Source organism: Streptomyces panaciradicis (assembly GCF_023516615.1).
Lineage (GTDB): Bacteria > Actinomycetota > Actinomycetes > Streptomycetales > Streptomycetaceae > Streptomyces > Streptomyces panaciradicis.
The window spans coordinates 17,862-42,288 of sequence record NZ_JAMGBF010000061.1 but is presented as its reverse complement, the minus strand read 5'-3'; the positions used below and the strand labels follow the sequence as shown (position 1 = coordinate 42,288).

Sequence of the window (24,427 nt, the reverse complement as noted above, 5' to 3'; positions counted from 1 at the left end):
ATGCGCAGAACTGTCAGGGGCATGCCAGCCGCCATGGTGGTCGCCCTCTCCGCCGGCCTGCTCACCACCACCGCGCCCACCGCCCACGCGGCCGCCGGCGCCACCCTGCCCTTCACCTCGGTCGAGGCCGAGTCGGCCACCACCACCGGCACCAAGATCGGCCCCGACCACACCCAGGGCACCCTCGCCTCCGAGGCGTCGGGACGGCAGGCCGTACGCCTCTCCGCCGGGCAGCGCGTCGAGTTCACCGCGCCGCGCGCGGCCAACGCCGTGAACCTCTCCTACAGCGTCCCGGACGGCCAGTCGGGCTCCCTCGACGTGTACGTCAACGGCACCAAGATCGCCAGGACCCTGCCGGTGACCTCCAAGTACTCCTACATCGACACCAGCTGGATCCCCGGCGCCAAGACACACCACTTCTTCGACGACGCCCGGCTGCTCCTGGGGCAGGACGTCCAGCTGGGCGACAAGGTCGCCTTCCAGGCCACCGGCACCCAAGTCACCGTCGATGTCGCCGACTTCGAGCAGGTCGGCCAGGCCGCGAGCCAGCCGGCCGGGTCGGTCTCGGTCACCTCCAAGGGCGCCGACCCCAGCGGCAACGGCGACTCCACCCAGGCATTCCGGGACGCCATCGCCGCCGCCCAGGGCGGAGTGGTGTGGATCCCGCCGGGCGACTACAAGCTGACCTCCTCCCTCGGCGGCGTCCAGAACGTCACCCTCCAGGGCGCCGGCAGCTGGTACTCGGTCGTGCACACCTCCCGCTTCATCGACCAGTCCAGCTCCTCCGGAGGCGTCCACATCAAGGACTTCGCGGTCATGGGCGAGGTCACCGAACGCGTCGACTCCAACCCCGACAACTTCGTCAACGGGGCTCTGGGCCCTAACAGTTCGGTCTCCGGCATGTGGATCCAGCACATGAAGGTCGGTCTGTGGCTGATGGGCAACAACGACAACCTGGTCGTCGAGAACAGCCGCATCCTCGACACCACCGCCGACGGCCTCAACCTCAACGGCAACGCGCACGGCGTCCGGGTGCGGGGCAACTTCCTGCGCAACCAGGGCGACGACTCGCTCGCCATGTGGTCGCTGAACGGGGCGGACAGCAACAGCAGCTTCGAGAACAACACCATCTCCCAGCCCAACCTCGCCAACGGCATCGCGATCTACGGCGGCACCGACATCGCCGTGAAGAACAACCTGGTCTCCGACACCAACGCCCTCGGCAGCGGCATCGCGATCTCCAACCAGAAGTTCCTCGACCCGTTCTCCCCGCTCGCCGGCACGATCACGGTCGACGGCAACACCCTCGTCCGCGCGGGCGCGATGAACCCCAACTGGAACCACCCGATGGGCGCGTTGCGCGTCGACTCCTACGACAGCGCGATCAACGCCACCGTCAACATCACCAACACGACGGTCACCGACAGCCCCTACAGCGCCTTCGAGTTCGTCTCGGGCGGGGGACAGGGCTACCCCGTCCGCAACGTCACCGTGGACGGCGCCACCGTGAAGAACACCGGCACGGTCGTGGTCCAGGCCGAGGCGCAGGGCGCCGCCACCTTCCGCAACGTGAGCGCCACCGCCGTCGGCGTCGCCGGCGTCTACAACTGCCCCTACCCGGCGAGCTCGGGTACCTTCACCCTCACCGACGGCGGCGGCAACTCCGGCTGGAGCAGCACCTGGTCGGACTGCTCGACCTGGCCGCAGCCCGGTCAGGGCAACCCCGACCCGGACCCGGGCCGCAACCTGGCCAAGGGCCGCCCCGCCACCGCGACCGGCTCGCAGGACGTCTACACGCCCGGCAAGGCCGTCGACGGCGACGCCAACAGCTACTGGGAGTCGACGAACAACGCCTTCCCGCAGTCCTGGACGGTCGACCTCGGCTCGTCCTACGCGGTCCGCCGTCTGGTGCTGAAGCTGCCGCCGTCCTCCGCGTGGGGCGCGCGGACCCAGACCATCACCGTGCTGGGCAGCACCGACGGCTCCTCCTACGCGACCGTGGTCGGCTCCACCGGCTACCGCTTCGACCCGGCGAGCGGCAACACGGCCACCGTCGCGCTGCCCGCGAGCACGAACCTGCGGTACCTGCGGCTGTCCGTGAGCGCCAACACCGGCTGGCCGGCTGGTCAGTTCAGCGAGGTGGAGGCGTACCTGACCAGCTGACCCCCTGTTTCGGGCGTCCGCTCGGCGCGTGAGGAGCCGGTTGCGAAGAGTTCACCGCGGTCCCGTTCCCGTCGGAGGGCCTTCTGACAGCCCGGAAACCCTTTCCTCACGCCCCGGCAAGACGGCGTCGCGACGCTGACCCCATGACCGACACCACCTCCGGCACGCCGGCCCCGACCCCGTCCCTCACCCTCTTCGAGCAGCTCGGAGGGGAAGACGCCGTCGGGGCCGTCGTCGACCTCTTCTACGACAGGGTCCTCGGCGACCGCGACCTCCGGCCGTATTTCACGGGGGTGGACCTGGACCGCCTCAAGCAGCACCAGCGGCGCTTCATCGGCCAGGCCCTCGGGGCCACCCGCCCCTACTCCGGCCGCTCCATGCGCAAGGCCCACGAGCACCTGGCCGTCACGGACGACGCCTTCGGCAAGGTCGTGGGCCACCTGGCCGGCGCGCTCACCGAGGCCGGGGTGGACGAGGCGACCATCGGCACGATCGCCGAGGCCCTGCTGCCGCTGAAGACGGACATCGTCACCGCCTGACGCTCATCCCCGGTCGGCCGGCGCCGTCGGTCCGCGCTTCGCCGCCGGTTCAGAGATCCAGCACGAGCCTCCTGCCGCGGCAGCGGGAGACGCAGATCATCATCGTCTCCCCGCTCTCGCGCTCGGCGTCCGTGAGCACCGAGTCCCGGTGGTCCGGGGTGCCCTCCAGCACGTCGGTCTCGCAGGTGCCGCAGGTGCCCTCGGTGCAGGAGAACAGCACCTCCACGCCCGCGGCCCGGACGGCGTCCAGCACCGAGACGTCCGGTGCGACGGTCACCGTACGCCCGCTCTGCGCCAGCTCCACCTCGAACGCGCCGTTCTCGCCGGCCTCCTGGGCCTTCGGAGTGAACCGCTCGACGCGCAGCCGCCCGGCCGGGCAGCGTTCCTCGACCGCGTCGAGCAGCGGGCCCGGACCGCAGCAGTAGACGAGCGTGTCCGCGGGCAGGTCGCCGAGGACGGAGCCGAGGTCCAGCAGACCCGTCTCGTCCTGCGGGGCGACGGTCACCCGGTCGCCGTAGCGCGCCAACTCCCCGGTGAAGGCCAGGGAGTGACGCGTCCGGCCGCCGTACAGCAGGGTCCACTCGGCGCCCGCCGCCTCGGCCGCGGCCAGCATCGGCAGGATCGGGGTGATGCCGATGCCGCCGGCGACGAACCGGTACCGGGGCGCGTCCTCCAGCCGGAAGTGGTTGCGCGGCCCGCGCACCCGCACCTTGTCGCCGACCCCCAACTGCTCGTGCACATGCGCCGATCCGCCCCGCCCGGCCGGCTCGCGCAGCACAGCGATCCGCCACGCCGAGCGGTCCGCGGGGTCCCCGCACAGCGAGTACTGCCGCTCCAGCTCCGGCCCGAGCACGACGTCGACATGGGCGCCCGGCTCCCAGGCCGGCAGATCCTCGCCGAGAGGATGGCGCAGGGTGAGGGCGAGCACGCCGTCGGCCGCGAACTCCCGGCTGCCGACGACGAGTTCGGCTTCGTACACGGTCATGAGGTGCTGCCTTCCGAGGGCCGGTGTCCTTCGGGGTGGCCGAGCATCCACTCCCACATCTCGACCGGGTCCTGGGCGGTGTGCTCGGCTCCGCAGTGGCAGGTGCCGTGCAGGACGTCGGTGCCCGGCAGCCAGTCGATGCGGTAGATCTCGCCGGTGGGGCCGTTGCTCACAGAACCTTCTCCACGGGCTTGTCGCCCTCCTCGACCAGCCGGGCGAGGATGCGGCGGGCGGCCAGGCCGCCGGTGTCGATGTTGATGCTCAGCTCCTGGTACCCCGTCCGCTCCGAACCCAGCGTCCGCTGCAGCAGGTTGAGCGCGTCCACGTCCTGCATCACCACGGTGTGGTTGTTGCCCCGCAGGAACTCGGTGACCTCCGCGTCCTCGGTCGCCCAGTCGCGGGAGACCATCCAGAAGTCGTAGACGTGCCCGTCGCAGGACGGGGTGATCGCGTACGTGATCTCGGTGTGGAAGGCGTTCGGGTCGCTGCCGTCCGCCTCCGGCACCACTCCCACCGGGGCGATCCGGCTGTGCAGCAGGTACAGGCAGGGCGCGTGGTACTCGATGTCCTGCCAGCGCGTGATCCGGCCCTCGATGCCGGTGGAGCGGGCGTAGAACGGCGGGCACGCGGCGTCGTCCATGTGCCGGCTCACCCGCACGATGCCCGCGCCCTCGTCGACCTCCGTGGTGATCGGCGTCTCGGCGACCTCGGGCGTCCCGATGTAACCGCCGTGCAGATACGTCTCGTGGGACAGGTCGAGGAGGTTGTCGACCAGTAGTCCGTAGTCCGCGTCGATGGGCTCCATGCCGCGGACGGTGACCCAGCCGGGGGAGTCCAGGTGCCGCGCCCGCGGGATGGTCTGCGGGTCGGCCAGCGCGGGGTCGCCGATCCACACCCACACCAGGGAGTCCTGCTCGACCACGGGGTAGGAGGCGACCCGGGCGGTGCGTGGTACGCGCTTCTGGCCGGGGACGTACACGCAGGTGCCCGTCGTGTCGTAGGTGAAGCCGTGGTAGCCGCACACGAGCCGGTCGCCGTCGAGCCGGCTCGGCTTCTCGTGCAGCGGGAAGCGGCGGTGCACACAGCGGTCGGCCAGCGCGACCGGCGTGCCCTCCTCCTCGGTCCGGTAGAACACGAGGGGCTCACCGAGGATCGTCCGCCCGAGCAACTCCTCGCGCCCCACCTCGTGGCTGTAGGCGGCGACGTACCACTGGTTCCTGGCGAAGGCGGTGATGTGAGGCATGGCGTTCCCGTCCCTGAGAGCGGGGCGTCCTCGCCCCGCGTGCCGTGGTTGGACTCAGATTCGTGACGGGTGGCACAGGCGGGCAAGGGCGCTTCCGTCTGACGGAAGCTGGCCGGCCCACCGTGCGTACCGGTGACTTTCACACGGACGCCACCGCACCCTTCCCTGACGTTCGTCGCTCTTGGAACACTCGCACCGCGCGCAATCCGTCATGTTCCGGCCATCCGCACCCAGGATGAGAGGCACTCACCCATGCCCGAAGTCAATCGGCGCCGATTCCTCCAACTCGCTGGCGCCACGAGCGCCTTCACCGCCCTGTCCAGCAGCATCCAGCGCGCCGCCGCGCTGCCCGCGAACCACCGCACGGGGTCGATCGAGGATGTCGAGCACATCGTCGTCCTGATGCAGGAGAACCGTTCTTTCGACCACTACTTCGGCACCCTCAGAGGCGTTCGCGGCTTCGGCGACCCGCGCCCGGCCGTGACCCGGCAGGACGGCAAGCCGGTCTGGTACCAGGCCGACGCCGGCGGCAAGGACATCCTGCCCTTCCACCCGGACGCCGACGACCTGGGCCTGGCCTTCCTCCAGGACCTGCCGCACGGCTGGAACGACGGGCATGCCGCCTTCGACGGCGGCAAGTACGACAAGTGGGTCCCCTCCAAGGGCTCCACGACGATGGCCTACCTGACCCGCGAGGACATCCCGTTCCACTACGCGCTCGCCGACTCCTTCACCGTCTGCGACGCCTACCACTGCTCGTTCATCGGCTCGACCGACCCCAACCGCTACTACATGTGGACCGGGTACACGGGCAACGACGGCCAGGGCGGCGGCCCGGTCCTCGGCAACGACGAGGCGGGCTACAGCTGGACGACCTACCCCGAGCGCCTGGAGAAGGCCGGCGTGTCCTGGAAGATCTACCAGGACGTCGGCGACGGCCTCGACGCGGCCGGCGGCTGGGGCTGGATCCAGGACGCCTACCGCGGCAACTACGGCGACAACTCGCTGCTGTACTTCAAGCAGTACCAGAACGCCCAGCCCGGCGACCCCCTGTACGACAAGGCCCGCACCGGCACCGACGCGACCAAGGGCGAGGGCTTCTTCGACCGGTTGAAGGCGGACGTCAAGGGCGGCAAGCTGCCGCAGATCTCCTGGATCGTGGCCCCGGAGGCCTTCACCGAGCACCCCAACTGGCCCGCCAACTACGGCGCCTGGTACGTCGCCCAGGTGCTGGACGCGCTGACCTCCGACCCGAAGGTGTGGGCGAAGACGGCCCTGTTCATCACCTACGACGAGAACGACGGCTTCTTCGACCACCAGATCCCGCCGTTCGCCCCCGGCTCGGCCGCGCAGGGCAAGTCGACCGTCGACGTCGGCCCCGACCTGTTCAAGGGCGACGCCGGCCACCCGGCCGGCCCCTACGGCCTCGGCCAGCGGGTGCCGATGCTCGTGGTCTCCCCCTGGAGCAAGGGCGGTTACGTCTGCTCCGAGACCATGGACCACACCTCCATCATCCGGTTCATGGAGCGCCGCTTCGGTGTGCACGAGCCGAACATCTCGCCCTGGCGGCGCGCCATCTGCGGCGACCTGACCTCGGCGTTCGACTTCTCCCACCACGACGTCCGGCCGGTCGCCCTGCCGGGCACGGACGGCTACCTGCCGCCGGACCACAACCGTCACCCCGACTACGTGCCGACCCCGCCGGCGAGCGGATCGCTGCCCAAGCAGGAACGCGGCTCGCGTCCCGCCCGCCCGCTCAAGTACGCGCCCTCCGTGGACGGTTCGGCGGACACGGCCGCCGGGAAGTTCACCCTGACCTTCGCCTCCGGGGCGAAGGCGGGCGCGGCCTTCCTGGTGACCTCCGCCAACCGCACCGACGGGCCGTGGAGTTACACCACCGAGGCCGGCAAGACGGTCGCGGACACCTGGAACTCGGCGTACTCGAACGGCTCGTACGACCTGACCGTGCACGGCCCCAACGGCTTCCTGCGCTCCTTCAAGGGCGTGAACAAGACCGCCGGCCCCGAGGTCACCGCCCGCCACAAGGGCGACGACATCGAGCTGACCCTCACCAACAAGGGCCCCGGCACGGTCCGGCTGAAGCTGAGCGGCGGCTACGGCTGCCGGACGACGTACCTGACCGTCCGGCCCGGTGCCACGGTCAAGCACACCGTCGATCTGGCGGCGAGCCGCCGCTGGTACGACCTCACCGTCACCTCCGAGTCCGACCCGGCGTTCCTGCGGCGGTTCGCCGGGCACGTGGAGAACGGGCGGCCCGGGGTGAGCGACCCGGGGCTCATCACGGTCTAGGCGACCGAGGCTGATCGCGGCCCGGGTAAAAGCTGATGAAGGTGGTGTTGCCGGGACTGGCGGGGCGTGGGTGGTGCCGGGGTAGTGTGCCCCGGTGACCACACAATCGAACATATCTGCTGGCTGGTATCCGGATCCGCACGGAGCGCCGCAGACCCTCCGCTACTGGGACGGCGCCCAGTGGACCCAGCACACCCAGGCGGACCAGCAGCAGCCGCAGGCCGCCGCTCAGTACATACCGCCGCAGCACCTACCGCAGCAGGCGACGCAGCAGCCCGCCGGCCCGGACCCCCGGGTGCAGCGCCAGGTGCAGCAGCAGGCCGGGGTCGCGCCCAGCGGCCCCGGTGGCGGCAGCCTGTTCACCGAGCCGGTCCTGGTGGTCAACCAGAAGGCCAAGCTGATCGAGCTGACCAACGAGTACACGGTCATGGATCAGAACGGCAACCAGCTCGGCTCGGTGACCGAGGTCGGGCAGAGCGCGCTGAAGAAGGCGCTGCGGTTCGTCTCCAGCCTGGACCAGTTCATGACGCACCGGCTGGAGATCCGGGACGCCCACGGGCAGCCGCAGCTGGTGCTGACCCGGCCCGCGAAGCTGCTCAAGTCCCGGGTGGTCGTGTCCCGTCCGGACGGCTCGCCGGTCGGTGAGATCGTCCAGCAGAACATGATCGGGAAGATCAACTTCGCGATGGTCGTCGACGGCCTGCAGGTCGGGGCGATCAAGGCGGAGAACTGGCGGGCCTGGAACTTCGCGATCGTCGACCACGCGGGCAACGAGGTCGCCCGGATCACGAAGACGTGGGAGGGCCTCGCCAAGACGATGTTCACCACCGCGGACAACTACGTGCTGCAGATCCACTACCAGCTGCCCGAACCGCTGCTGAGCCTGGTGGTGGCCACCGCCCTGACGGTCGACACGGCGCTGAAGCAGGACTCGCGCGGACTGGGATAGCCCGCCGGGCGGCCGACCGCGGCCCGAGCGGGGGTCAGAGGGGCGTCAGACGGCCCGGATCGGCCTGCTGCCGGGGCACCGACGGGTTCTCCCGCAGCGCCGATTCGGGCTTCAGGGCCAGGACGGCCGCCACCGGGTGCTCCTCGTCCGCCGGCGCGAAGCCGGGGCCGGTGCGGGTCAGCAGGACCACGCCCCAGGAGGCCAGGCCCGCTCCCGCGACGGCGAGCAGGACGCCCGCCACCCCGCCCTGCAGCCGTTCCCCGAGCAGCGAGAGCCCGATCGCCGCCGCGGCCAGGGGGTTCGCCAGCGTCACCATGGCGAGGGGCGCGCCCAGCCCGCCCTGGTAGGCCGTCTGCGACAGCAGCAGTCCGCCCGCCGCGAAGGCGGCGACCAGCAGGGCCACGCCGATCACCTGCCAGCTCAGCAGCGAACCGGAACGGTCCGTCGCCGCCACGGTCACCGTCTGGGTGAGCGCCGAGGCGACCCCCGAGGCGAAGCCGGACGCCGTGGCGTGCCGCAGCCCCGGCTTGGCGCCCGGCCGGGCGAGCGCGCCGATCAGCGCGGCCGTCCCCCCGGCGACCGCCAGCGCCTCGGGCACGCTCAGCACCGCCTCCGGCGCCTGCCCCGAAGCGGAGACGAGGATCGCGCCCAGCCCGGCCAGCGTCAGCGCGGTGCCCCGCCACTCGGCGGACGTCACCTTCCGCCCGGCCGCGCGCGCCCCCATCGGCACCGCGGCGACCAGGGTCAGCGCGCCGAGCGGCTGCACGACGGTGAGCGGGCCGTACTTGAGGGCGACGACGTGCAGCAGGGCCGCCCCCGCGTTCAGGCCGACGGAGGCCCACCAGGCGCCGGCGGCCAGCAGGCGCAGTGGGCCGGTTCCGGAGCTGCGGGCGGCGAGCCGCTCCTGGGCCACGGCCGCGGCCGCGTAGGCGACGGCGGAGACCAGGGACAGGGCGACGGCGACGAGGGTGGCGCTCATCGGGCCGCTCCCACCAGGATCTTGTCGTCGTCGACGGCGGAGGCGGGCGTGGCGCCGCCCCGGCCCGCCGTGGAGACCGTGTGCCGCGGCCGGTGGATCAGGGCGAGTGCCGTACCGAGCATCGCCGTGGCCACGATCGCGTCGAGCCAGTAGTGGTTGGCCGTCCCGACGATGACCAGCAGGGTGACCGCCGGGTGCAGCAGCCACAGCCGGCGCCACCGGGACCGGGTGGCCGCGATCAGGCCGACGGCCACCATCAGGGCCCAGCCGAAGTGCAGCGAGGGCATCGCCGCGAACTGGTTCGACAGATGGTCCGAGGACGGCGGTCCGTAGACCGAGGGGCCGTAGACCCTGGCGGTGTCGATCAGGCCCGTGCCGGCCAGCATCCGCGGCGGCGCGAGCGGGAAGACGAACGGCAGCACCAGGGCCGCCGAGGTGACCGTGGCGAGGACCCGGCGGGCCCAGACGTAGTGCGCGGGCCGCCGCAGGTACAGCCAGACCAGGAAGGCCACGGTGGCGGGGAAGTGGACGGTGGCGTAGTAGGTGTTCGCCACGTGCACGAGCGTGTCGCCGTGCAGCAGGGCGGACTGCACCGAGCCCTCGCCGGGCAGACGGACCGCTCGTTCCAGGTCCCACACGCGGTGCGCGTTGTGGATCGCCTCGCCGGTGTGGCCCGTGGCCAGCTGCCGGCCGAGCTTGTAGACGAGGAAGAGCCCTGCGACGAGCAGGAGCTCACGGACGAGCGGAGGCCGCGCGGTCGCGCGGGTCTCTCCTTCTGCAGGCTCGGTGCGGGCTGTCATCCCCCGGCCCCTTCGCTGACGAGGTGCGTGTGGTGGTGCGAGTCGAGACCCCTGTCGCGGCCGGAACTCATCGGTACGCCAACGTCCCGAAACGGAAGCGTACCGATACGGCAGTGTACCGATACGTCGGCGTTCCGGTACACTGGCGTATCGATTGAGGAAAGACACAGTGGCTCAGGGGAATAGAGTCGAGGTGGAGCCTCACCCGGCCCCGGCTCGAAGCACGGAGGGAGACGAGCACATGACGTCGCAGGCAGCGGACGGACCGGACACGGTCGCCTCGCGCCGCTCCAAGCTCACGCCCGAGCGTGAGCAGGAGTTCTTCGACGCGGTGCTCGAGCAGATCCGCGAGTGCGGCTACGACGCCGTCACCATGGAGGGCGTCGCCGCCAGCACGCGGTGCAGCAAGTCCACGCTCTACCGGCAGTGGAAGACCAAGCCCCAGTTCGTGGTCGCCGCGCTGCGCTCGCGCCGCAGGTCCCGTTTCGACGGCATCGACACCGGCTCCCTCGCCGGCGACCTGCGCGAGGCCGCGCGCGCCGTGGGCCGCTGGTCGACCAACGACACCAAACTGCTCCAGGCCCTCGGCCACGCCGTCACCCAGGACGCCGACCTCGCCCAGGCGCTGCGCGAGGCCATCGTCTACCCGGAGATCGCCGCGCTGAAGGAACTCCTGCGGCGCGGGGTGGAGCGCGGCGAGATCCCCGCCGACCATCCGGCGCTGGAGTACATCCCGGCGCAGATGTTCGGGGTCGCCCGCGCCCGACCCGTCGTGGACGGCGCGTACGCCGACCCCGACTACCTGGTCCGCTTCGTCGAGGCAGCCGTGCTGCCCGCGCTCGGACTCACCTGAGACCCGGGCCGCCGTCCACGGGATGACTGGACGGCGGCCCGGTCGCGCCGCACCGTGGGGACGGGGGCGGCGCGCACTCCCCGGCCGGGTGGGGTGCCCCTTGAGCGGAGGGGCACCCCACCCGGCCGACCTGTGCCGGGACCGGCGTCAGACGTTGCTGCCGTCACCGCCGCCGGCCGCGACCTTGATGCCCTTGGTGATCTCGTCGATGACCGACTGCTTCTCGCCGACGTCGACGCCGAAGCGCACCACGACGATGTTCGAGGGGTTGGCGGGGGAGGGGAACGCGAGCGACTCGACGTAGCCGTCGGAGCCCTTGCTGGTGACCGCCTTCCAGCGGACCATGTAGCCCTTCTGCCCGGCCACCGTGACCGCCTTGGAGTCGAGCACCTGGTGCGAGGTGATCGCACCGTAGGTCTTGCCGCCGTACGACTCCGTGGCGTTCGCCTGGATGTCGGCCTTCGCCACCTCCTCGGCCGTGCTGCCCGAGGCCTTCAGGACCTGGGCCGGAGCCGAGTAGGCGCCACCCTTGGTGCAGCTCTTGGAGGTGTCGCCGGGGCACTTGTAGGAGTCGTTCGACGTGACCGAGGCGCCCACCTGGAGCTGCTGTCCGTACCAGTTGGCCGGTATGGGCAGGCTGATGCCGCTGATCGGGTCGGTCACCGAACCGCTCCTGATCTTCGGTGCCTCGGACTGGCCCGGGGCGGGGGACTGCCCGCCGTCCGGGCCGCCGGAGCCGCCCGGGCCGCCCTGCCCGCCCTCGCCTCCGAACGGCGCGCCCTGCCCGCCCGGGCCCGGCCGCGAGTTCGCGGTGCCGCCGCCCGAGCCGCCGTCGCCGGTCAGCGCCCACACGCCCACGCCGATGCTCACCAGGACCGCCGCCGCCACGGCGACGGCTATCCCCGTGTGCAGCCCGCGCCGCGGAGCGCGCGGCGGCGGCTGGGCGGGGAACGCCGGATAGGTGGGATACGCCGCGTACGCCGGATCCGCCCCGGCCGTCGGCGACTGCGCCGGGGGACCCCATACGGCGGCCGAGCCCGCGGGGCGGATCTGGTCCGTCCATGCCTTGCCGTCCCACCAGCGCTCGGTGGCGGGACCCTCATTCGTCTGCCCCGGATCGGGATACCACCCGGGAGGAGTCACCTGCGTCATGACCCCACCGTATGAGGCGTCGGTGAAAGCGGGATGAGAGGATCCGGACTTCGCGCGTGACCGGCCGCTACGTCGGCTGCTTCCCCCGACCCGGCGCCGCCCCGCCCCGTCCCGGCGCCGCACCTGTCCCGGTGTCGCCCCGACCCGGTGTCGCCCCGCACCTGTCCCGGTGTCGCCCCGCGCCCGTTCCGGTGTCGCCCCGCCCCTGTCCCGGTGTCGCCCTGCACCCGTTCCGGTGTCGCCCCGCGCCCGTCCCGGTGTCGCCCCGCCCTGTCCCGGTGCTGCCCCGCGCACGTTCCGGTGTCGCCCCGCACTAGTCCCGGTGTCGCCCCGCACCCACCCCGTCCCGGCCCCGCACCCGTCCCGGCGTGGCCCCGCCCCCGTCGCGGCGCGGCGCCCTCGCTCGCACCCCGTCCGGTCCGGGCGTGATGCCCCGGCACGCGCGTGTGCCGCATGCCGACACCCGCCGCCACGCCGCCGCCCGCGGGCCCCGCCCCCTCGCGCCGCTCGGCCCCGTCACCCGGCGCCCCCATAGCGCTCACCAACCCCGCCTGTCCCCGCGTTGGCGAAAAATCAGCGGCATTTGAAGGGCTTTTGACGGACCGTCGGCAGCTCGGCCGCAGGTCAGGCCGTCGGCGCGTCGCCCGGCCGCACCCGCTGTCACCCATCACGGCAACAGCTGCCCCGACCGGCCTCCACTCGTACGACCGGCCCGCTACGCTCGAGATCTGTACGTCGTTCGGGCGACTTGGGGAGGTAGCGGGATGACGGAGGTACGGCCCATGGAGGCCGCCTCGGCCTCCCTGTGGGAGCGGGACGAGGAACTCGCCGCCGTCGCACAGGCGGTCGACGACCTGCGCGCCGACCGCTCGTCCTCGGGCAGCCTGCTGATGGTCCAGGGCGAGGCGGGCCTGGGCAAGACCGCCCTGCTCGCCGAGACCCGCCGCATCGCGGAGGAGCGCGGCTGCACGGTCTGGTCGGCCCGCGGCGGCGAGACCCTCAGGTCCGTGCCCTTCAACGTGATCCGCCAGCTGCTGCAGCCCGCCCTGGTGTCCCTGATGCCGGAGGAGGCGCGCGAATACCTCGGCGACTGGTACGAGGTCGCGGGCCCCGCCCTCGGCATCACCGAGCCCGGCGAGCGCCAGGCCGACCCGCAGGGCGTGCGCGACGGCCTCGTCGCCGCCGTGCGCAGGCTCGCCCGGCGCGACTGGCCCCTGGTGCTGCTCATCGACGACGCGCACTGGGCCGACCAGGAGACCCTGCTCTGGCTCGCCGCGTTCGCCGAGCGTCTCGACGACCTCTCCGTCCTGGTCGTCGTGGCGCGCCGCCCCGGCGAGGTCAGCGGCGAGAGCGCCCGCCTCCTCGACGCGGTCGCCGCCACCGCGGGCCGCCCCCGGACCCTGCTGAGCGCCCTCACCCCGGACGCCACCGCCGGACTCACCCGCGCCACTCTCGGCGCGCACGCCGACGCCCCGTTCTGCCGCGAGGTCTGGGCCGTCACCGGCGGCAACCCGTACGAGACCGTCGAACTCCTCGCCAAGGTCCAGGACAGCGAGCTGGAGCCGACCGAGGGCTCCGCCGCCGAGCTGCGCGCCCTCAACCGCTCGGCCCGCGGCGGCGGACTCGTCGCCCGCCTGGAGGAACTCGGCATCGACGCCACCCGGTTCGCCTGGGCCGCCGCCATCCTCGGCACCGGCATCACCGTCCGCCTCGTCGCCAAGCTCGCCACCATGGACCCGGCCGCGGCGGCACGCTGCGCCGAGCTGCTCAAGGGCGCCCGCATCCTCGCCGAACCCGACCCCTCGGACGCCGGGGCGGGCGACGGCGAGCTGGAGTTCGTCCACCCGCTGATCGCCACCGCCGTCTACCACTCCATCCCCGACGCCCTGCGCACCGCCATGCACGGCATCGCCGCCCAGGTCATCACCGACTCCGGGCTCGGCGCCGCCATGGCCTCCCGGCACCTGCTGCAGGTGCACCCGGACGACGACGAGGAACTCGTCGAGCAGCTGCGCGAGGCCGCCCGCGAACACGTCGCCGTCGGCGCCCCGGACGCGGCCCGCCGCTGCCTGGAACGCGCCCTGCTGGAACCGCCGACCCCGGACGTCCACGCGCGCGTGCTCTACGAACTGGGCTGCGCCACCCTGCTGACCGCGCCCGCCGTCACCATCGACCACCTCCAGTCCGCGCTCGGCATGCCCGGCCTGGCCGGCGACGAGCGCGTGGACGCCGTCTTCCGCCTCTCCCAGGCCCTCCTGCACAACGACCAGCTGGAGGAGGCCGTCCGCACGGTCGAGGCGGAGGCCGCCCGGCACGAGGACGGCCCCGCCAAGCTGCGGCTGCAGGCGGTCAGGTTCATGTGGGAGGGCATCGCCGGCGAGGCCGTCTCCCCGGACCGCTCCGAGCGCCTCGCCGCACTCGCCGCGACCTGCACCGGCCGCGACAACTCCGAGCGCGCCCTGCTGATGCTGCGCGGCTTCGACGCCCTGATCCACGGCGAGAACGCCGAAGAGGTCGTCGAGTACTGCGACCGCTCCCTGGTCAACGGCCGCCTCGCCCCCGGGCTCGGCTGGACCGACACCGAGTGGGGCATCGAACTGCTGCTGATGCTGGCCAGCTCCTACGCGCACACCGACCGCCTCGACCGCGCCGAGAGCCTGTGCACCGAGGCCCTGCGCGCCTACGAGACCGCCGGCTGGAGCGGCGGCCACCTCGTCCTGGCGCACGCCTACGTCGGCCTCGCGCACCGCAGGCGCGGCCGGCTGCGGGAGGCGGAGACCTCGCTGCGCGAGTCGCTGCGCCTCGCCGAGCGGGTCGGCCGCGGACTGCCGCTGTACTGGACCGTGACCTGCAACCTCGTCGACACCCTGCTGGCCCGCGGCCATGTCGTGGAGGCCTGGGAGATCGCCGAGGAGTACGGCTTCGCCCCGCCCTACCCCTCCACCATCGTGATGCCCGACGTCCGCTCGGTCCGCGGCAGGCTGCTGCTCGCCGTCGGCCGTACGAAGGACGGCATCAACGAACTGGAGGAGGCCGAGAAGTCCGCCGCCGCCCGCGGTCACCACAACCCCGTCGTCGTCCCCTGGGCCCTCGACCTGGCGCGCGCCCTCGCCACGGAGGACCCGGCCCGGGCCGCCCGGCTGGCCACCGACGCCCGCCGGCAGGCCGAACGGTTCGGGACGGACACCGCCATCGGCGAGGCGCTGCGGTGCGCCGCGGCGCTGGAGACCGGGCAGCGGGCGGTCCGGCTGGCGGCCCAGGCGGTCGCCTATCTGGAGGCGTCGCCCTGCCAGTACGAGCACGCGGCGGCCCGCGTGGAGTACGGGATCGCCGCCCGGTCGGTGGCCGAGATCAACCGCGGCCTGGCGCTGGCGCGTTCGTGCGGCGCGGACGGTCTGGTGGCGACGGCCCGGGAGGTGCTGGACACGGGACGGGGCCTGCGCTGAGGGCGCTACAGCGCCAGCAGCTGGTCCGTCACCGCCGACAGACGCCTGAGCACCTGGCGGTCGTACGTCAGCTCGTGCGCCCTCGACCGGCTCGTGCCGTCGAAGTAGCCGCCCGTGCCCATGTCCTGGGTGGCCAGGGCCAGGACGCCCGGTGCGCCGTCCGCGACCGTGTTCCAGGGCGTGACGCCGCCCTCCCGGACCATGGCCGTGTCCATGAAGGTCGCCGGGTGCAGGACGTTCACCGCGACGCCGGTGCCGGCCAGTTCCTCGGCCAGGGCGAAGGTGTGGGCGGCCAGGGCGAACTTGGCGCGGCGGTAGGCCGCGAAGCCGTCGTAGCCGCGACGGAACTCGACGTCGTCGAAGTCGAGGGGTTCCTGGCCCACCGACCCCACGTTGACGATCCGGGCCGGTGTGTTCGCGCGCAGCACCGGCAGCAGCGCGCGGGTCAGCACCACCGGCGCCAAGTAGTTCACGGCCAGGCGCAGTTCGTGGCCGTCGGCGCTCAACTCGCGCCCCGCGCCGGGGCTGCCCGCCCCCACACCGGCGTTGTTGATCAGTACGTCCAGGTCGGGATGCGCGTCGGCGACATGGGCGGCCAGCTCGCGCACCCGCGCCAGCGAGGCCAGGTCGGCGACGAACCCCTCGGCGTCGCCCTCGGTGCGCAGCTCCTCGACGAGCCGCTCCGTGCGCCCGGCGTCACGGCCGTGGGCGAGGACGACGTGTCCGGAGCGGACCAGCTCGAAGGCGACGTGGCGGCCGAGCCCCGAGGTGGCGCCGGTGATGAGGATGGTGGACATGCTGCCACCGTAGGCACGCGGCGACGGTGTGTGCGAGCTGCTGCTGAGGCTACGACCAGCAGGGTCACCCTTGCGTCCCGGCCTCCTCGGCGAGGACGCGCTGCGCCGTGGCGAACGCCGAGTTGGCCGCCGGGACCCCGCAGTACACGGCCGTCTGCAGCAGCACCGCGCCGATCTCCTCGGGGGTCAGCCCGTTGCGGCGGGCCGCGCGCACGTGCATGGCCAGTTCGTCGTAGTGGCCGTGCGCGACCAGCGCGGTCAGGGTGATCATGCTGCGCTCGCGGCGGGAGAGCGTCGGGTCGGTCCAGATCTCGCCCCAGGCGTAGCGGGAGATGAAGTCCTGGAAGCGGGCGGTGAACGGCGTCTGGCGGGCCTGGGCGCGGTCCACGTGCGCGTCGCCGAGCACCTCGCGCCGCACCCGCATGCCGGGCTCCGCGCCGCCGTCGAGGTGCGCCCGCAGGGCCGTGAGCACCGCCTGGGGGCACTGCGCGGGGGCGAGATGGCCGGCCCCCGGCAGCTCGACGAGGGTGGAGCCGGGGACGGCGTCGGCGATCTCGCGCAGGTGCGGCGGCGGGGTCGCCCGGTCCTCGCGGCCGGCGATCAGCAGGGTGCGCACGGAGAGGTCGGGGAGCCGGTCGCGCAGGTCGTAGGCGGCCAGAGCGTCACAGCAGGCGGCGTACGCCTCGGGGTCGGCCGCGGCCTGGTCCCGTACCAGTTCCGGGATGGTGAACCCGTCGGGGAACCAGCGTGCCGGGGCGTTCTCCACGAGCCAGCCCAGGCCTTCCCGGCGCACCCGCTCGGCCCGCTCCTGCCAGGGCCCGGGGCCGTTGAAGTGCGCGGAGGCGCAGATCACGGCGAGGGAGGAGACGCGCTCGGGGTGGTGCAGGGCGAGGTGCAGACCCACGGCGCCGCCCAGCGACACCCCCGCGTAGGCGAACCTCTCGATGCCGAGGGAGTCGGCGAGTGCGAGCACCAGGCCGGCGAGGTCGCCGACGGTGGCGCCGGGGCCGATCAGGCCGGGGGCGGACCCGCCGTGCCCCGGCAGGTCCCAGCGGATCACGCGGTGGGCGGCGGACAGCTCGGGCGCGACCTCGTCCCACAGTGCGTACGACGTACCGAGCGAGGGCCCGAGCAGCAGCGCGGGCGCGGAAGCGGGCCCCTCGGCACGGTGGTTGAGGATTTTCTCGGTCAACGTCGCTCCAGAGCGCGGTCGGTGAGGGCTTCGGCGGAGCCGGTGTAGCGGGCGGGGTCGGTGAGCTCGCCGAGGTCGGTGTCCTTCAGCTCCGGCTGCTCGGCGAGGAGTTCGCCGAGCGGGCGGCCCTCGGCGTAGGTCCGCCGGGCGAGCTCGGTCAGCAGTTCCTTGGCGCGGGCCCGGCCGAGCACCGCGGCCAGTTCGGCGGACAGCCGCTCGGAGACGATCAACCCGTGGGTGAGGCCGAGGTGTTCGCGCATCGCGTCCGCGTTCACCCGCAGTCCCTCGGTCAGTTCGGCCGCGTCCCGGGCGGCGCCGCCGGTCAGCCGCAGCAGGTCCCGCAGCGGCTCCCACTCGGCGTGCCAGGCCCCGGCGGGCCGTTCGTCCTCGGCGGCCAGCGCGCCGTACAGCGTGGCCGCGAGCTGCGGGGCGCGCCGGGCGGCGGCCGCGATCAGGGTGGAGCGCACGGGGTTGGCCTTGTGCGGCATCGCCGAGGAGCCGCCGCCGCTGCCCTCCGCGACCTCGGCGATCTCGGTGCGGCCGAGGACCAGGACGTCCGCCGCGATCTTGCCCAGCGCGCCGGCCGTGAAGGCGAGGCAGCCCGCGAGGTCGGCGACCGGGGTGCGCAGGGTGTGCCACGGCAGGAGCGGTGTGCGCAGGCCGAGTTCACCTGCGAAGGCAGCGGTGAGGTCCGCGGTGTCGGCGGCGCCGTACACGGTGAAGGCGGCCAGGGTCCCGGCGGCGCCGCCGAGCTGGGCGGGCAGGGAGTCCCGCACCCGGGTGAGGCGGTCGCGGGCGTCGAGCACCAGGGAACGCCAGCCGGCCGCCTTCAGCCCGAACGTCGTCGGCACGGCGTGCTGGGTGAGCGTCCGGCCCGGCATCGGGGTGCCGCGGTGCTCGGCGGCGAGCCGGGCCAGCGCCCGCTCGGTGCGGGCGAGGTCGGCCAGGGCCGGCTCCAGGGCGCGCACGGCGACCAGCATCATCGCCGTGTCCATGACGTCCTGGCTGGTGGCGCCCCGGTGGACGTAGGGGCCGTACTCCTCGCCCACGCCCTCGGTCAGGTCGGCGACCAGGGGGATGACCGGATTGCCGCCGGAGCGGGCGCGCGCGGCGAGGGAGCGCACGTCGAACCGGGCGGCGTCGGCCGCCTCGGTGACCGCGCTCGCCGCCTCGGCCGGGGCGAGGCCCCGGGCGGCCTGGGCGCGGGTCAGGGCCGCCTCCGCGTCGAGCAGGGCCTGCAGGAAGGCCGTGTCGGAGGTCGCGGAGGCGGCGGGGGAGCCGGCCCACCCGGGGGCGAGCAGGCCGGGGTCGTCGGGACCGGCAGAAGTCACTGGAACTCCAGGAAGACCGTCTCGCCTTCGCCCTGAAGGCGGATGTCGAAACGGTAGGTGCTGTGGCCCTCGTCCTTCGCGATCAGCGTGTCGCGGCGCTCCGCCGGCAGCCCCGCGAGCAGCGGGTCGGCCGCGTGCGCCGCCTCGTCGCCCGGCAGGTAGATCCGGGTGAACAGGTGCACCAGCAGCCCGCGCGCGAAGACGCACGCGCTCAGGCACGGGGCGCTGCGGCCCCGGGCGCCCGGACGCAGGGTCCGTGCGTACCAGTGGCCGTTCGCGTCGGTCTGGATGCGCCCCCAGCCGGTGAACTCCACGCCGTTGCGGCCCAGGTGGTCGCCGGAGGCCGGGTCGCGCCGCAGGGAGCCGTCGGTGGTGGAGACGTTGCCGTCCGGGTCGGGTCCCCACAGCTCCACGAACGCGTCGGGCAGCGGCTCGCCCTCGCCGTCGAGGACGTAGCCGTGGACGGTGAGGGTGTCCGGGTGCCCGTGGGGGGCGATGTCCTCGCCGCCGCGGAAGGGCAGCGCGTAGCCGTAGAAGGGGCCCACGGTGTGCGAGGGGGTGGGCAGCACGCTCTCCGGCCGGCTGGTGTCGATCTTCGTCATGGCAGGTCAGCGTCCCTCTTCGATCCAGGTGGCGTTCGGGCCGTCCAGCACGATGTCCCAGTGGTAGCCCAGGGAGAACTCCGGCACGGACAGGTCGTGGTCGTAGGTGGCGACGAGCCGCTGGCGCGCCGCGTCGTCCGTCACCGACTGGATGATCGGGTCGTACGGGAAGAGCGGGTCGGCCGGGAAGTACATCTGCGTCACCAGCCGCTGGGTGAAGGCGGTGCCGAACATCGAGAAGTGGATGTGGGCGGGCCGCCAGGCGTTGAGGTGGTTGCGCCAGGGGTAGGGGCCGGGCTGGATCGTGGTGAAGTGGTAGCGGCCCTCGGCATCGGTGATCGTCCGCCCGACACCGGTGAAGTTCGGGTCCAGCGGGGCGTCGTGCTGCTCGCGCTGGTGGGCGTAGCGGCCGGCCGAGTTGGCCTGCCAGATCTCGACGAGCTGGCCGCGTACGGGCTTTCCGTTCCGGTCCAGCAGCCGGCCCGAGACCGTGATGCGCTCGCCGACCGGCTCGCCCGTGTGCTGCCGGGTGAGATCGTTGTCGATGGCGCCGAGGTCCCGCTCGCCGAAGGCGGGGGAGTGCAGCTCCACCAGCTCCGGGTCCTTGCGGACGTCGATGGCGACCGGCGGCTGCTTGGGGTGGCGCAGGACCGAGGAGCGGTACGGGGCGTAGTCGCGGCGCGGGTGGTGCTCCACCGGCGCGCCGTCGGCGACCCGCTTCTCGTAGGCCGCGTGCTCGGCGGCGATCTCCTGGTCGATGTCGTGCTGGGTGAGAGTCATGGGGATTCCTCGGGGTTACTGGCGTTCCAGGACGAGGGCGAGGCCCTGGCCGACGCCGATGCAGAGGGTGGCGACGCCGACGCCGGAGCCGCGGCGGGCCAGCTGGTGGGCGACGGTGCCGGCGAGCCGGGCGCCGGAGGCGCCGAGCGGGTGGCCCAGCGCGATGGCGCCGCCCTGGGGGTTGAGGATCGCCGGGTCGAACTCGGGCCACTCGGCGACGCAGCCGAGCACCTGGGCGGCGAAGGCCTCGTTCAGCTCCAGCACGGACAGGTCGTCGAAGGTCCTGCCCGCCTTGGCGAGGGCCCGGTTGACGGCCTCGACGGGGGCCAGGCCGAAGTAGTCCGGGTCGAGGGCGTTCACGCCGGTCGCGGAGATACGGGCGAGCGGCTCGCGGCCGACGGCCTTCAGGCCCTCCTCGTCGACCAGCAGCAGGGCGGCCGCGCCGTCGTTCAGCGGTGAGGCGTTGCCGGCGGTGACGGTGCCGTTCTCCTTGCGGAAGGACGGCTTCAGCTTCGCCATCGCGGTCAGGGAGGCGTCGGGGCGGACGCACTCGTCGGCGGCGAAGAGGACCGGCTCGCCCTTGCGCTGCGGGAGGGAGACGGGGGCGAGCTCGGCGTCGAACAGGCCCTGCCGCTGTGCGGCGGCCGCCTTCTGGTGCGAGGCGAGCGCGAACTCGTCCTGCTGCTCACGGCTGATCTTGTGCTTGTCGGCGATGAGCTCGGCCGATTCACCCAGCGGGATGGTCCACTGCGGTTCCATCCTCGGGTTGACCATGCGCCAGCCGAGGGTGGTGGAGTACAGCTCGGTGTGCCCGGCGGGGAACGGCTTGTCCGACTTGGGCAGCACGTACGGCGCCCGGGTCATGGATTCCACACCGCCGGCCACGGCGATGTGCGCGTCGCCGGCGGCGATGGCGCGGGCGGCCTGGATGACGGCCTCCAGGCCGGAGGCGCACAGCCGGTTGACGGTGACGCCGGGCACGGAGGTCGGCAGGCCCGCCAGCAGGGCGGCCATGCGGCCGACGTTGCGGTTCTCCTCGCCCGCGCCGTTGGCGTTGCCGAAGTAGACGTCCTCGATGCGGGCCGGGTCCAGGCCGGGGGTGCGGGCGAGGAGTTCGCGGATCGCGTGGGCGGCCAGGTCGTCCGGGCGCACCGCCGCCAGGCCGCCGTTGTAGCGGCCGATCGGGGTGCGGACGGCGTCGACGAGGTAAACCGTGTTCACAGCAGGTCCTCCGCAACAGTCAGCTTCGCGCCGGTCTTGGCGACGACGTCATCGACGCTCACCCCTGAGGCGACCTCGGTCAACACCAGGCCGTCCGGTGTCACGTCGATCACGCCGAGATCGGTGATGACACGGTTCACACACGCCTTGCCCGTGAGCGGCAGCGTGCACTCGTCGAGGATCTTCGGCGAGCCGTCCTTGGAGCTGTGGGTCATCACGACGATGACCGTGCGGGCGCCGTGCACCAGGTCCATCGCCCCGCCGATCCCGGTGATCAGCTTGCCGGGAACGGCCCAGTTCGCCAGGTCGCCCTTGGTGGAGACCTGCATCGCGCCCAGCACGGCCACGTCGATGTGCCCGCCGCGGATCATCGAGAAGGACAGCGCCGAGTCGAAGAAGGACGCGCCCGGCAGGACCGTCACCGTCTCCTTCCCCGCGTTGATCAGGTCCGGGTCGACGTCCGCGTCGGCGGGGTAGGGGCCGGTGCCCAGGATGCCGTTCTCCGACTCCAGGATCACCTCCACGCCCTCGGGCAGGTGGTTGGGGATCAGTGTCGGCAGGCCGATGCCGAGGTTGACGTACTGTCCGTCCCGCAGTTCGCGCGCGGCCCGCGCCGCCATCTGCTCTCGCGTCCAGGCCATCAGCTGCTCACCGTCCGCTGCTCGATCTTCTTGTCCGCCGCCTGCTCCGGCGTGAGCGCCACCACCCGCTGGACGAAGATGCCCGGCAGATGCACCGCGTCCGGGTCGATCTCCCCGGGCTCCACCAGCTCTTCCACCTCGGCGATCGTGACCTTGCCCGCCATGGCGGCCAGCGGGTTGAAGTTCCGGGTCGACTTGTTGAACACCAGGTTCCCGTGCCGGTCGCCCTTCGCCGCCCGCACCAGCGCGAAGTCGGTGCGGATGCCCCGCTCCAGCACGTACTCGGTGCCGTCGAACTCCCGCACCTCCTTCGGCGGCGAGGCCAGCGCGACCCCGCCCGTGCCGTCGTAGCGCCAGGGCAGGCCGCCCTCGGCGACCTGGGTGCCCACTCCGGCCGGGGTGTAGAAGGCGGGGATGCCCGCGCCGCCGGCCCGCAGCCGCTCGGCGAGCGTGCCCTGCGGGATCAGCTCCACCTCCAGCTCCCCGGCCAGGTACTGCCGGGCGAACTCCTTGTTGGCGCCGATGTAGGACCCGGTCACCCGCGCGATCCGCCCGGCCGCCAGCAGCACCGCGAGCCCCGTCTCCATCGCCCCGCAGTTGTTGGAGACCACCCGCAGCCCGGACACGCCCCGCTTGTACAGCGCCCCGATGAGCACGTTCGGCACCCCGCTCAGGCCGAAACCGCCCACCGCCAGCGACGCGCCGTCCGGCACGTCGGCCACCGCCTCCGCGGCTGTGGCGACCACCTTGTCCATCCGTGAAGCCCCATCCCGTCCGAGCGCCCGGTGACGAATTGATCAGGGCACTGAGTATTTCGGTGAAGTTTCCTTCACGCTGCCATCGGAACAGTTCAGCGTCAAGAGCTGAGAGCTTTACGAGGTCGGGAGAGGGTGTCGGACCCGAGACAGGCGGCCCGGCGGCGCGTATCGTTCAGTGCACCAACCAATTCTGGTGCACAACTCATTCGACCTCGGGGAGCGCACATGGCCGCGGTGGACCTCACCACCCACCCCGGGCACCTGGCCCGGCGGCTGCAGCAGGCCCACTACCTGCTGTGGAACGCGATGGTCTCGGAGGAGATCACCTCGCCGCAGTTCGCTGTCCTGAACGCGCTCGCCGACGAGCCGGGCCTGGACCAGCGCACGGTGGGGGAGCGGGTGGGCCTCGACCGCTCCACGATCGCCGAGGTGATCAGCCGTCTCGGCAGGCGCGGGCTGGTGGACAAGGTGCGCGATCCGCGGGACGGCCGCCGTTTCCTGCTGCGGCTGACGGACGACGGCGAGCGCACCCACCGCAAGCTGACCGTGCGCACCGCCCGGATGAACCAGGTCTTCCTGGCCCCGCTGTCCGCCGCCGAGCAGGCGGTGTTCTTCGACCTCATCCAGCGGGTCGCGGACGCGGCCGAGGGGCTCCGCAACCCCGCGGAACCCGTCCTGGCGCAGGGGTGAGCGAAGGAAGCGGTCACGAGGCCCTGACGAACACGACCCACACCTGGCCGCTCGCGAAGTTCATCGGCCTGCCGTCGGCGGTCGTGAAGTCGGTGCCGTCGGCGGCCTTGGCGCGCTTCCAGCCGGCCTCGTAGACCTTCCCGTCCCGCAGCACCTCCGCCTTCCCTGAGCCCACCGTCTCGGTGTAGGGCGTGTTGTTGCCGAGGAAGTCGCGGAAGCCGGACTTGCGGATCCGCACGTGCTGCACGACGACGGTCGCCGGTGTCACCGGCTGCCCGTCGGTCGTCACCGTGGGCGTCCCGTCCATCGAGACCAGCCAGCGGTGGCGGTCGGCCGACCAGCGGAAGGCGAACCGGGCGGAGGGGTAGGCGACCGTGGTGGAGGTGTCGGGCCGGCCTCCGGGCGGTGCGGCGCCGAAGCGGAAGCCGTTGGTGAGGGCGTCCGCGCCCGGGGCGGAGCGCATCAGGCGGGCGGGGCGCAGGTAGAGGTTGTGCGGTGCGGGCCGGTCGCCGCCGCGGAAGTAGGCGTCGGTGGCCTTCTCGGGCGGCTCCGCCTTCAGATGGGCCTTGTCGATCAGCGGGAGCAGCTTGTGCTGGGCGCCGGAGAAGGCGAGCGTCGGATCGTGGTACTGGCCGAGCAGTTCCAGGTCCGACTCGCGGGCGCTGCGCACCGGGCCGACGGCCTTGGGCAGCTTGCTCGCGTAGATCGCCATCAGCCGGCTCAGTCCGCCCTCGACCTGCTCGACGTACACGACGTCCGCGTCGCGCAGGCCCGTGTGGGGCCGGGCGGGGCCGGCGTTGTCGATCTTCACGGCGAGCACGGAACCGGGGTGCGTGGACGGGGACGCGGAAGCCGTCGGCGACTTCGGCCGCCCGCGACCGTCGTCCGCCGGGCCGTGGCCGCTCGTGCATCCCGCGGCCAGCACCGCCGTTCCCGCGGCCAGCACCGCCACGGCCAGCGAGGCGCGTCTCTTGCGCACCATTCGTCCCATGTCCA

At 72.8% G+C, this 24,427-nt stretch carries 22 protein-coding genes; 7 read left to right on the top strand and 15 right to left on the bottom strand.

The window, feature by feature from the left end:
- Nucleotides 1-21: 21 nt before the first annotated feature.
- Together M8J74_RS21505 and M8J74_RS21500 are read left to right on the top strand one after the other, a co-directional pair.
- A complete protein-coding gene (locus tag M8J74_RS21505) occupies nucleotides 22-2,163 on the top strand; it encodes a discoidin domain-containing protein (protein WP_249837998.1) in 2,142 nt (713 codons plus the stop codon).
- A 143-nt stretch (nucleotides 2,164-2,306) separates the two neighbouring features.
- On the top strand, nucleotides 2,307-2,702 hold the full coding sequence (locus tag M8J74_RS21500) for a group I truncated hemoglobin (RefSeq protein WP_249837997.1): 396 nt from the start codon (nucleotides 2,307-2,309) through the stop codon (nucleotides 2,700-2,702).
- A gap of 49 nt (nucleotides 2,703-2,751) precedes the next feature.
- Here the strand turns inward: M8J74_RS21500 and M8J74_RS21495 are convergent, their stop codons facing one another.
- From M8J74_RS21495 to M8J74_RS21485, 3 genes are read right to left on the bottom strand one after another with little or no spacing between them, the layout of a single operon-like run.
- A complete protein-coding gene (locus M8J74_RS21495; protein ID WP_249837996.1) occupies nucleotides 2,752-3,687 on the bottom strand; it encodes a PDR/VanB family oxidoreductase in 936 nt (311 codons plus the stop codon).
- Nucleotides 3,684-3,860 (bottom strand): hypothetical protein, encoded by a 177-nt coding sequence (locus M8J74_RS21490; RefSeq protein ID WP_203237643.1) that lies wholly within the window; start codon nucleotides 3,858-3,860, stop codon nucleotides 3,684-3,686. The genes M8J74_RS21495 and M8J74_RS21490 overlap by 4 nt, the downstream gene beginning before the upstream one ends.
- Nucleotides 3,857-4,930: a Rieske 2Fe-2S domain-containing protein gene (locus M8J74_RS21485; protein ID WP_249837995.1), complete on the bottom strand. Its 1,074-nt coding sequence runs from the start codon at nucleotides 4,928-4,930 to the stop codon at nucleotides 3,857-3,859. The genes M8J74_RS21490 and M8J74_RS21485 overlap by 4 nt, the downstream gene beginning before the upstream one ends.
- A gap of 252 nt (nucleotides 4,931-5,182) precedes the next feature.
- Here M8J74_RS21485 and M8J74_RS21480 point away from each other — a divergent pair, with 252 nt between their 5' ends.
- Nucleotides 5,183-7,240, top strand: a complete 2,058-nt coding sequence (locus tag M8J74_RS21480) for a phosphocholine-specific phospholipase C (protein WP_249837994.1) — start codon at nucleotides 5,183-5,185, stop codon at nucleotides 7,238-7,240.
- Between the two features lie 94 nt (nucleotides 7,241-7,334).
- Nucleotides 7,335-8,189: an LURP-one-related family protein gene (locus M8J74_RS21475; protein ID WP_249837993.1), complete on the top strand. Its 855-nt coding sequence runs from the start codon at nucleotides 7,335-7,337 to the stop codon at nucleotides 8,187-8,189.
- A gap of 34 nt (nucleotides 8,190-8,223) precedes the next feature.
- Here M8J74_RS21475 and M8J74_RS21470 read toward each other — a convergent pair whose 3' ends face one another.
- Nucleotides 8,224-9,168: a DMT family protein gene (locus M8J74_RS21470; protein ID WP_249837992.1), complete on the bottom strand. Its 945-nt coding sequence runs from the start codon at nucleotides 9,166-9,168 to the stop codon at nucleotides 8,224-8,226.
- Nucleotides 9,165-9,968 (bottom strand): phosphatase PAP2 family protein, encoded by an 804-nt coding sequence (locus M8J74_RS21465; RefSeq protein ID WP_249837991.1) that lies wholly within the window; start codon nucleotides 9,966-9,968, stop codon nucleotides 9,165-9,167. Before M8J74_RS21465 ends, M8J74_RS21470 begins: the two co-directional genes overlap by 4 nt.
- A gap of 241 nt (nucleotides 9,969-10,209) precedes the next feature.
- On the opposite strand from M8J74_RS21465, the gene M8J74_RS21460 reads away from it, so the two are divergent.
- Entirely contained in the window at nucleotides 10,210-10,821 is a 612-nt protein-coding gene (locus tag M8J74_RS21460) for a TetR/AcrR family transcriptional regulator (protein WP_058921901.1), read from the top strand.
- A 147-nt stretch (nucleotides 10,822-10,968) separates the two neighbouring features.
- On the opposite strand, the gene M8J74_RS21455 is transcribed toward M8J74_RS21460, so the two are convergent.
- Nucleotides 10,969-11,973, bottom strand: a complete 1,005-nt coding sequence (locus M8J74_RS21455) for a DUF2510 domain-containing protein (RefSeq protein ID WP_249837990.1) — start codon at nucleotides 11,971-11,973, stop codon at nucleotides 10,969-10,971.
- 764 nt (nucleotides 11,974-12,737) lie between these two features.
- On the opposite strand from M8J74_RS21455, the gene M8J74_RS21450 reads away from it, so the two are divergent.
- Complete coding sequence (locus M8J74_RS21450) at nucleotides 12,738-15,419, top strand: ATP-binding protein (RefSeq protein ID WP_249837989.1); 2,682 nt, start codon at nucleotides 12,738-12,740, stop codon at nucleotides 15,417-15,419.
- A gap of 5 nt (nucleotides 15,420-15,424) precedes the next feature.
- Here M8J74_RS21450 and M8J74_RS21445 read toward each other — a convergent pair whose 3' ends face one another.
- The 8 genes from M8J74_RS21445 to M8J74_RS21410 all read right to left on the bottom strand — a co-directional run bounded on the left by M8J74_RS21445 (nucleotide 15,425) and on the right by M8J74_RS21410 (nucleotide 22,738).
- Nucleotides 15,425-16,216, bottom strand: coding sequence for an SDR family NAD(P)-dependent oxidoreductase (locus tag M8J74_RS21445; protein ID WP_058921897.1), 792 nt, complete (start codon nucleotides 16,214-16,216; stop codon nucleotides 15,425-15,427).
- A 64-nt stretch (nucleotides 16,217-16,280) separates the two neighbouring features.
- Nucleotides 16,281-17,408 carry a bifunctional 3-oxoadipate enol-lactonase/4-carboxymuconolactone decarboxylase PcaDC gene (gene pcaDC, locus M8J74_RS21440; protein ID WP_249837988.1) on the bottom strand — a complete coding sequence of 376 codons (1,128 nt, stop codon included), beginning with the start codon at nucleotides 17,406-17,408 and terminating at the stop codon, nucleotides 16,281-16,283.
- A complete protein-coding gene (pcaB, locus tag M8J74_RS21435) occupies nucleotides 17,405-18,739 on the bottom strand; it encodes a 3-carboxy-cis,cis-muconate cycloisomerase (protein ID WP_249837987.1) in 1,335 nt (444 codons plus the stop codon). The genes pcaDC and pcaB overlap by 4 nt, the downstream gene beginning before the upstream one ends.
- Nucleotides 18,736-19,341, bottom strand: a complete 606-nt coding sequence (gene pcaG / locus M8J74_RS21430; RefSeq protein ID WP_249837986.1) for a protocatechuate 3,4-dioxygenase subunit alpha — start codon at nucleotides 19,339-19,341, stop codon at nucleotides 18,736-18,738. Before pcaG ends, pcaB begins: the two co-directional genes overlap by 4 nt.
- 6 nt (nucleotides 19,342-19,347) lie before the next feature.
- Nucleotides 19,348-20,121 (bottom strand): protocatechuate 3,4-dioxygenase subunit beta, encoded by a 774-nt coding sequence (gene pcaH, locus M8J74_RS21425; protein ID WP_249837985.1) that lies wholly within the window; start codon nucleotides 20,119-20,121, stop codon nucleotides 19,348-19,350.
- A 15-nt stretch (nucleotides 20,122-20,136) separates the two neighbouring features.
- The gene (locus M8J74_RS21420; RefSeq protein ID WP_249837984.1) at nucleotides 20,137-21,342 is read right to left on the bottom strand and encodes a thiolase family protein; all 1,206 of its coding nucleotides are present in this window, start codon (nucleotides 21,340-21,342) and stop codon (nucleotides 20,137-20,139) included.
- The gene (locus tag M8J74_RS21415) at nucleotides 21,339-21,983 is read right to left on the bottom strand and encodes a CoA transferase subunit B (protein ID WP_249837983.1); all 645 of its coding nucleotides are present in this window, start codon (nucleotides 21,981-21,983) and stop codon (nucleotides 21,339-21,341) included. Before M8J74_RS21415 ends, M8J74_RS21420 begins: the two co-directional genes overlap by 4 nt.
- A complete protein-coding gene (locus tag M8J74_RS21410) occupies nucleotides 21,983-22,738 on the bottom strand; it encodes a CoA transferase subunit A (RefSeq protein ID WP_249837982.1) in 756 nt (251 codons plus the stop codon). Before M8J74_RS21410 ends, M8J74_RS21415 begins: the two co-directional genes overlap by 1 nt.
- Before the next feature lie 228 nt (nucleotides 22,739-22,966).
- Here M8J74_RS21410 and M8J74_RS21405 point away from each other — a divergent pair, with 228 nt between their 5' ends.
- On the top strand, nucleotides 22,967-23,431 hold the full coding sequence (locus tag M8J74_RS21405; RefSeq protein ID WP_249837981.1) for a MarR family winged helix-turn-helix transcriptional regulator: 465 nt from the start codon (nucleotides 22,967-22,969) through the stop codon (nucleotides 23,429-23,431).
- 13 nt (nucleotides 23,432-23,444) lie between these two features.
- Here M8J74_RS21405 and M8J74_RS21400 read toward each other — a convergent pair whose 3' ends face one another.
- The gene (locus M8J74_RS21400; protein WP_249838043.1) at nucleotides 23,445-24,422 is read right to left on the bottom strand and encodes a DUF3048 domain-containing protein; all 978 of its coding nucleotides are present in this window, start codon (nucleotides 24,420-24,422) and stop codon (nucleotides 23,445-23,447) included.
- Between the last annotated feature and the right edge of the window lie 5 nt (nucleotides 24,423-24,427).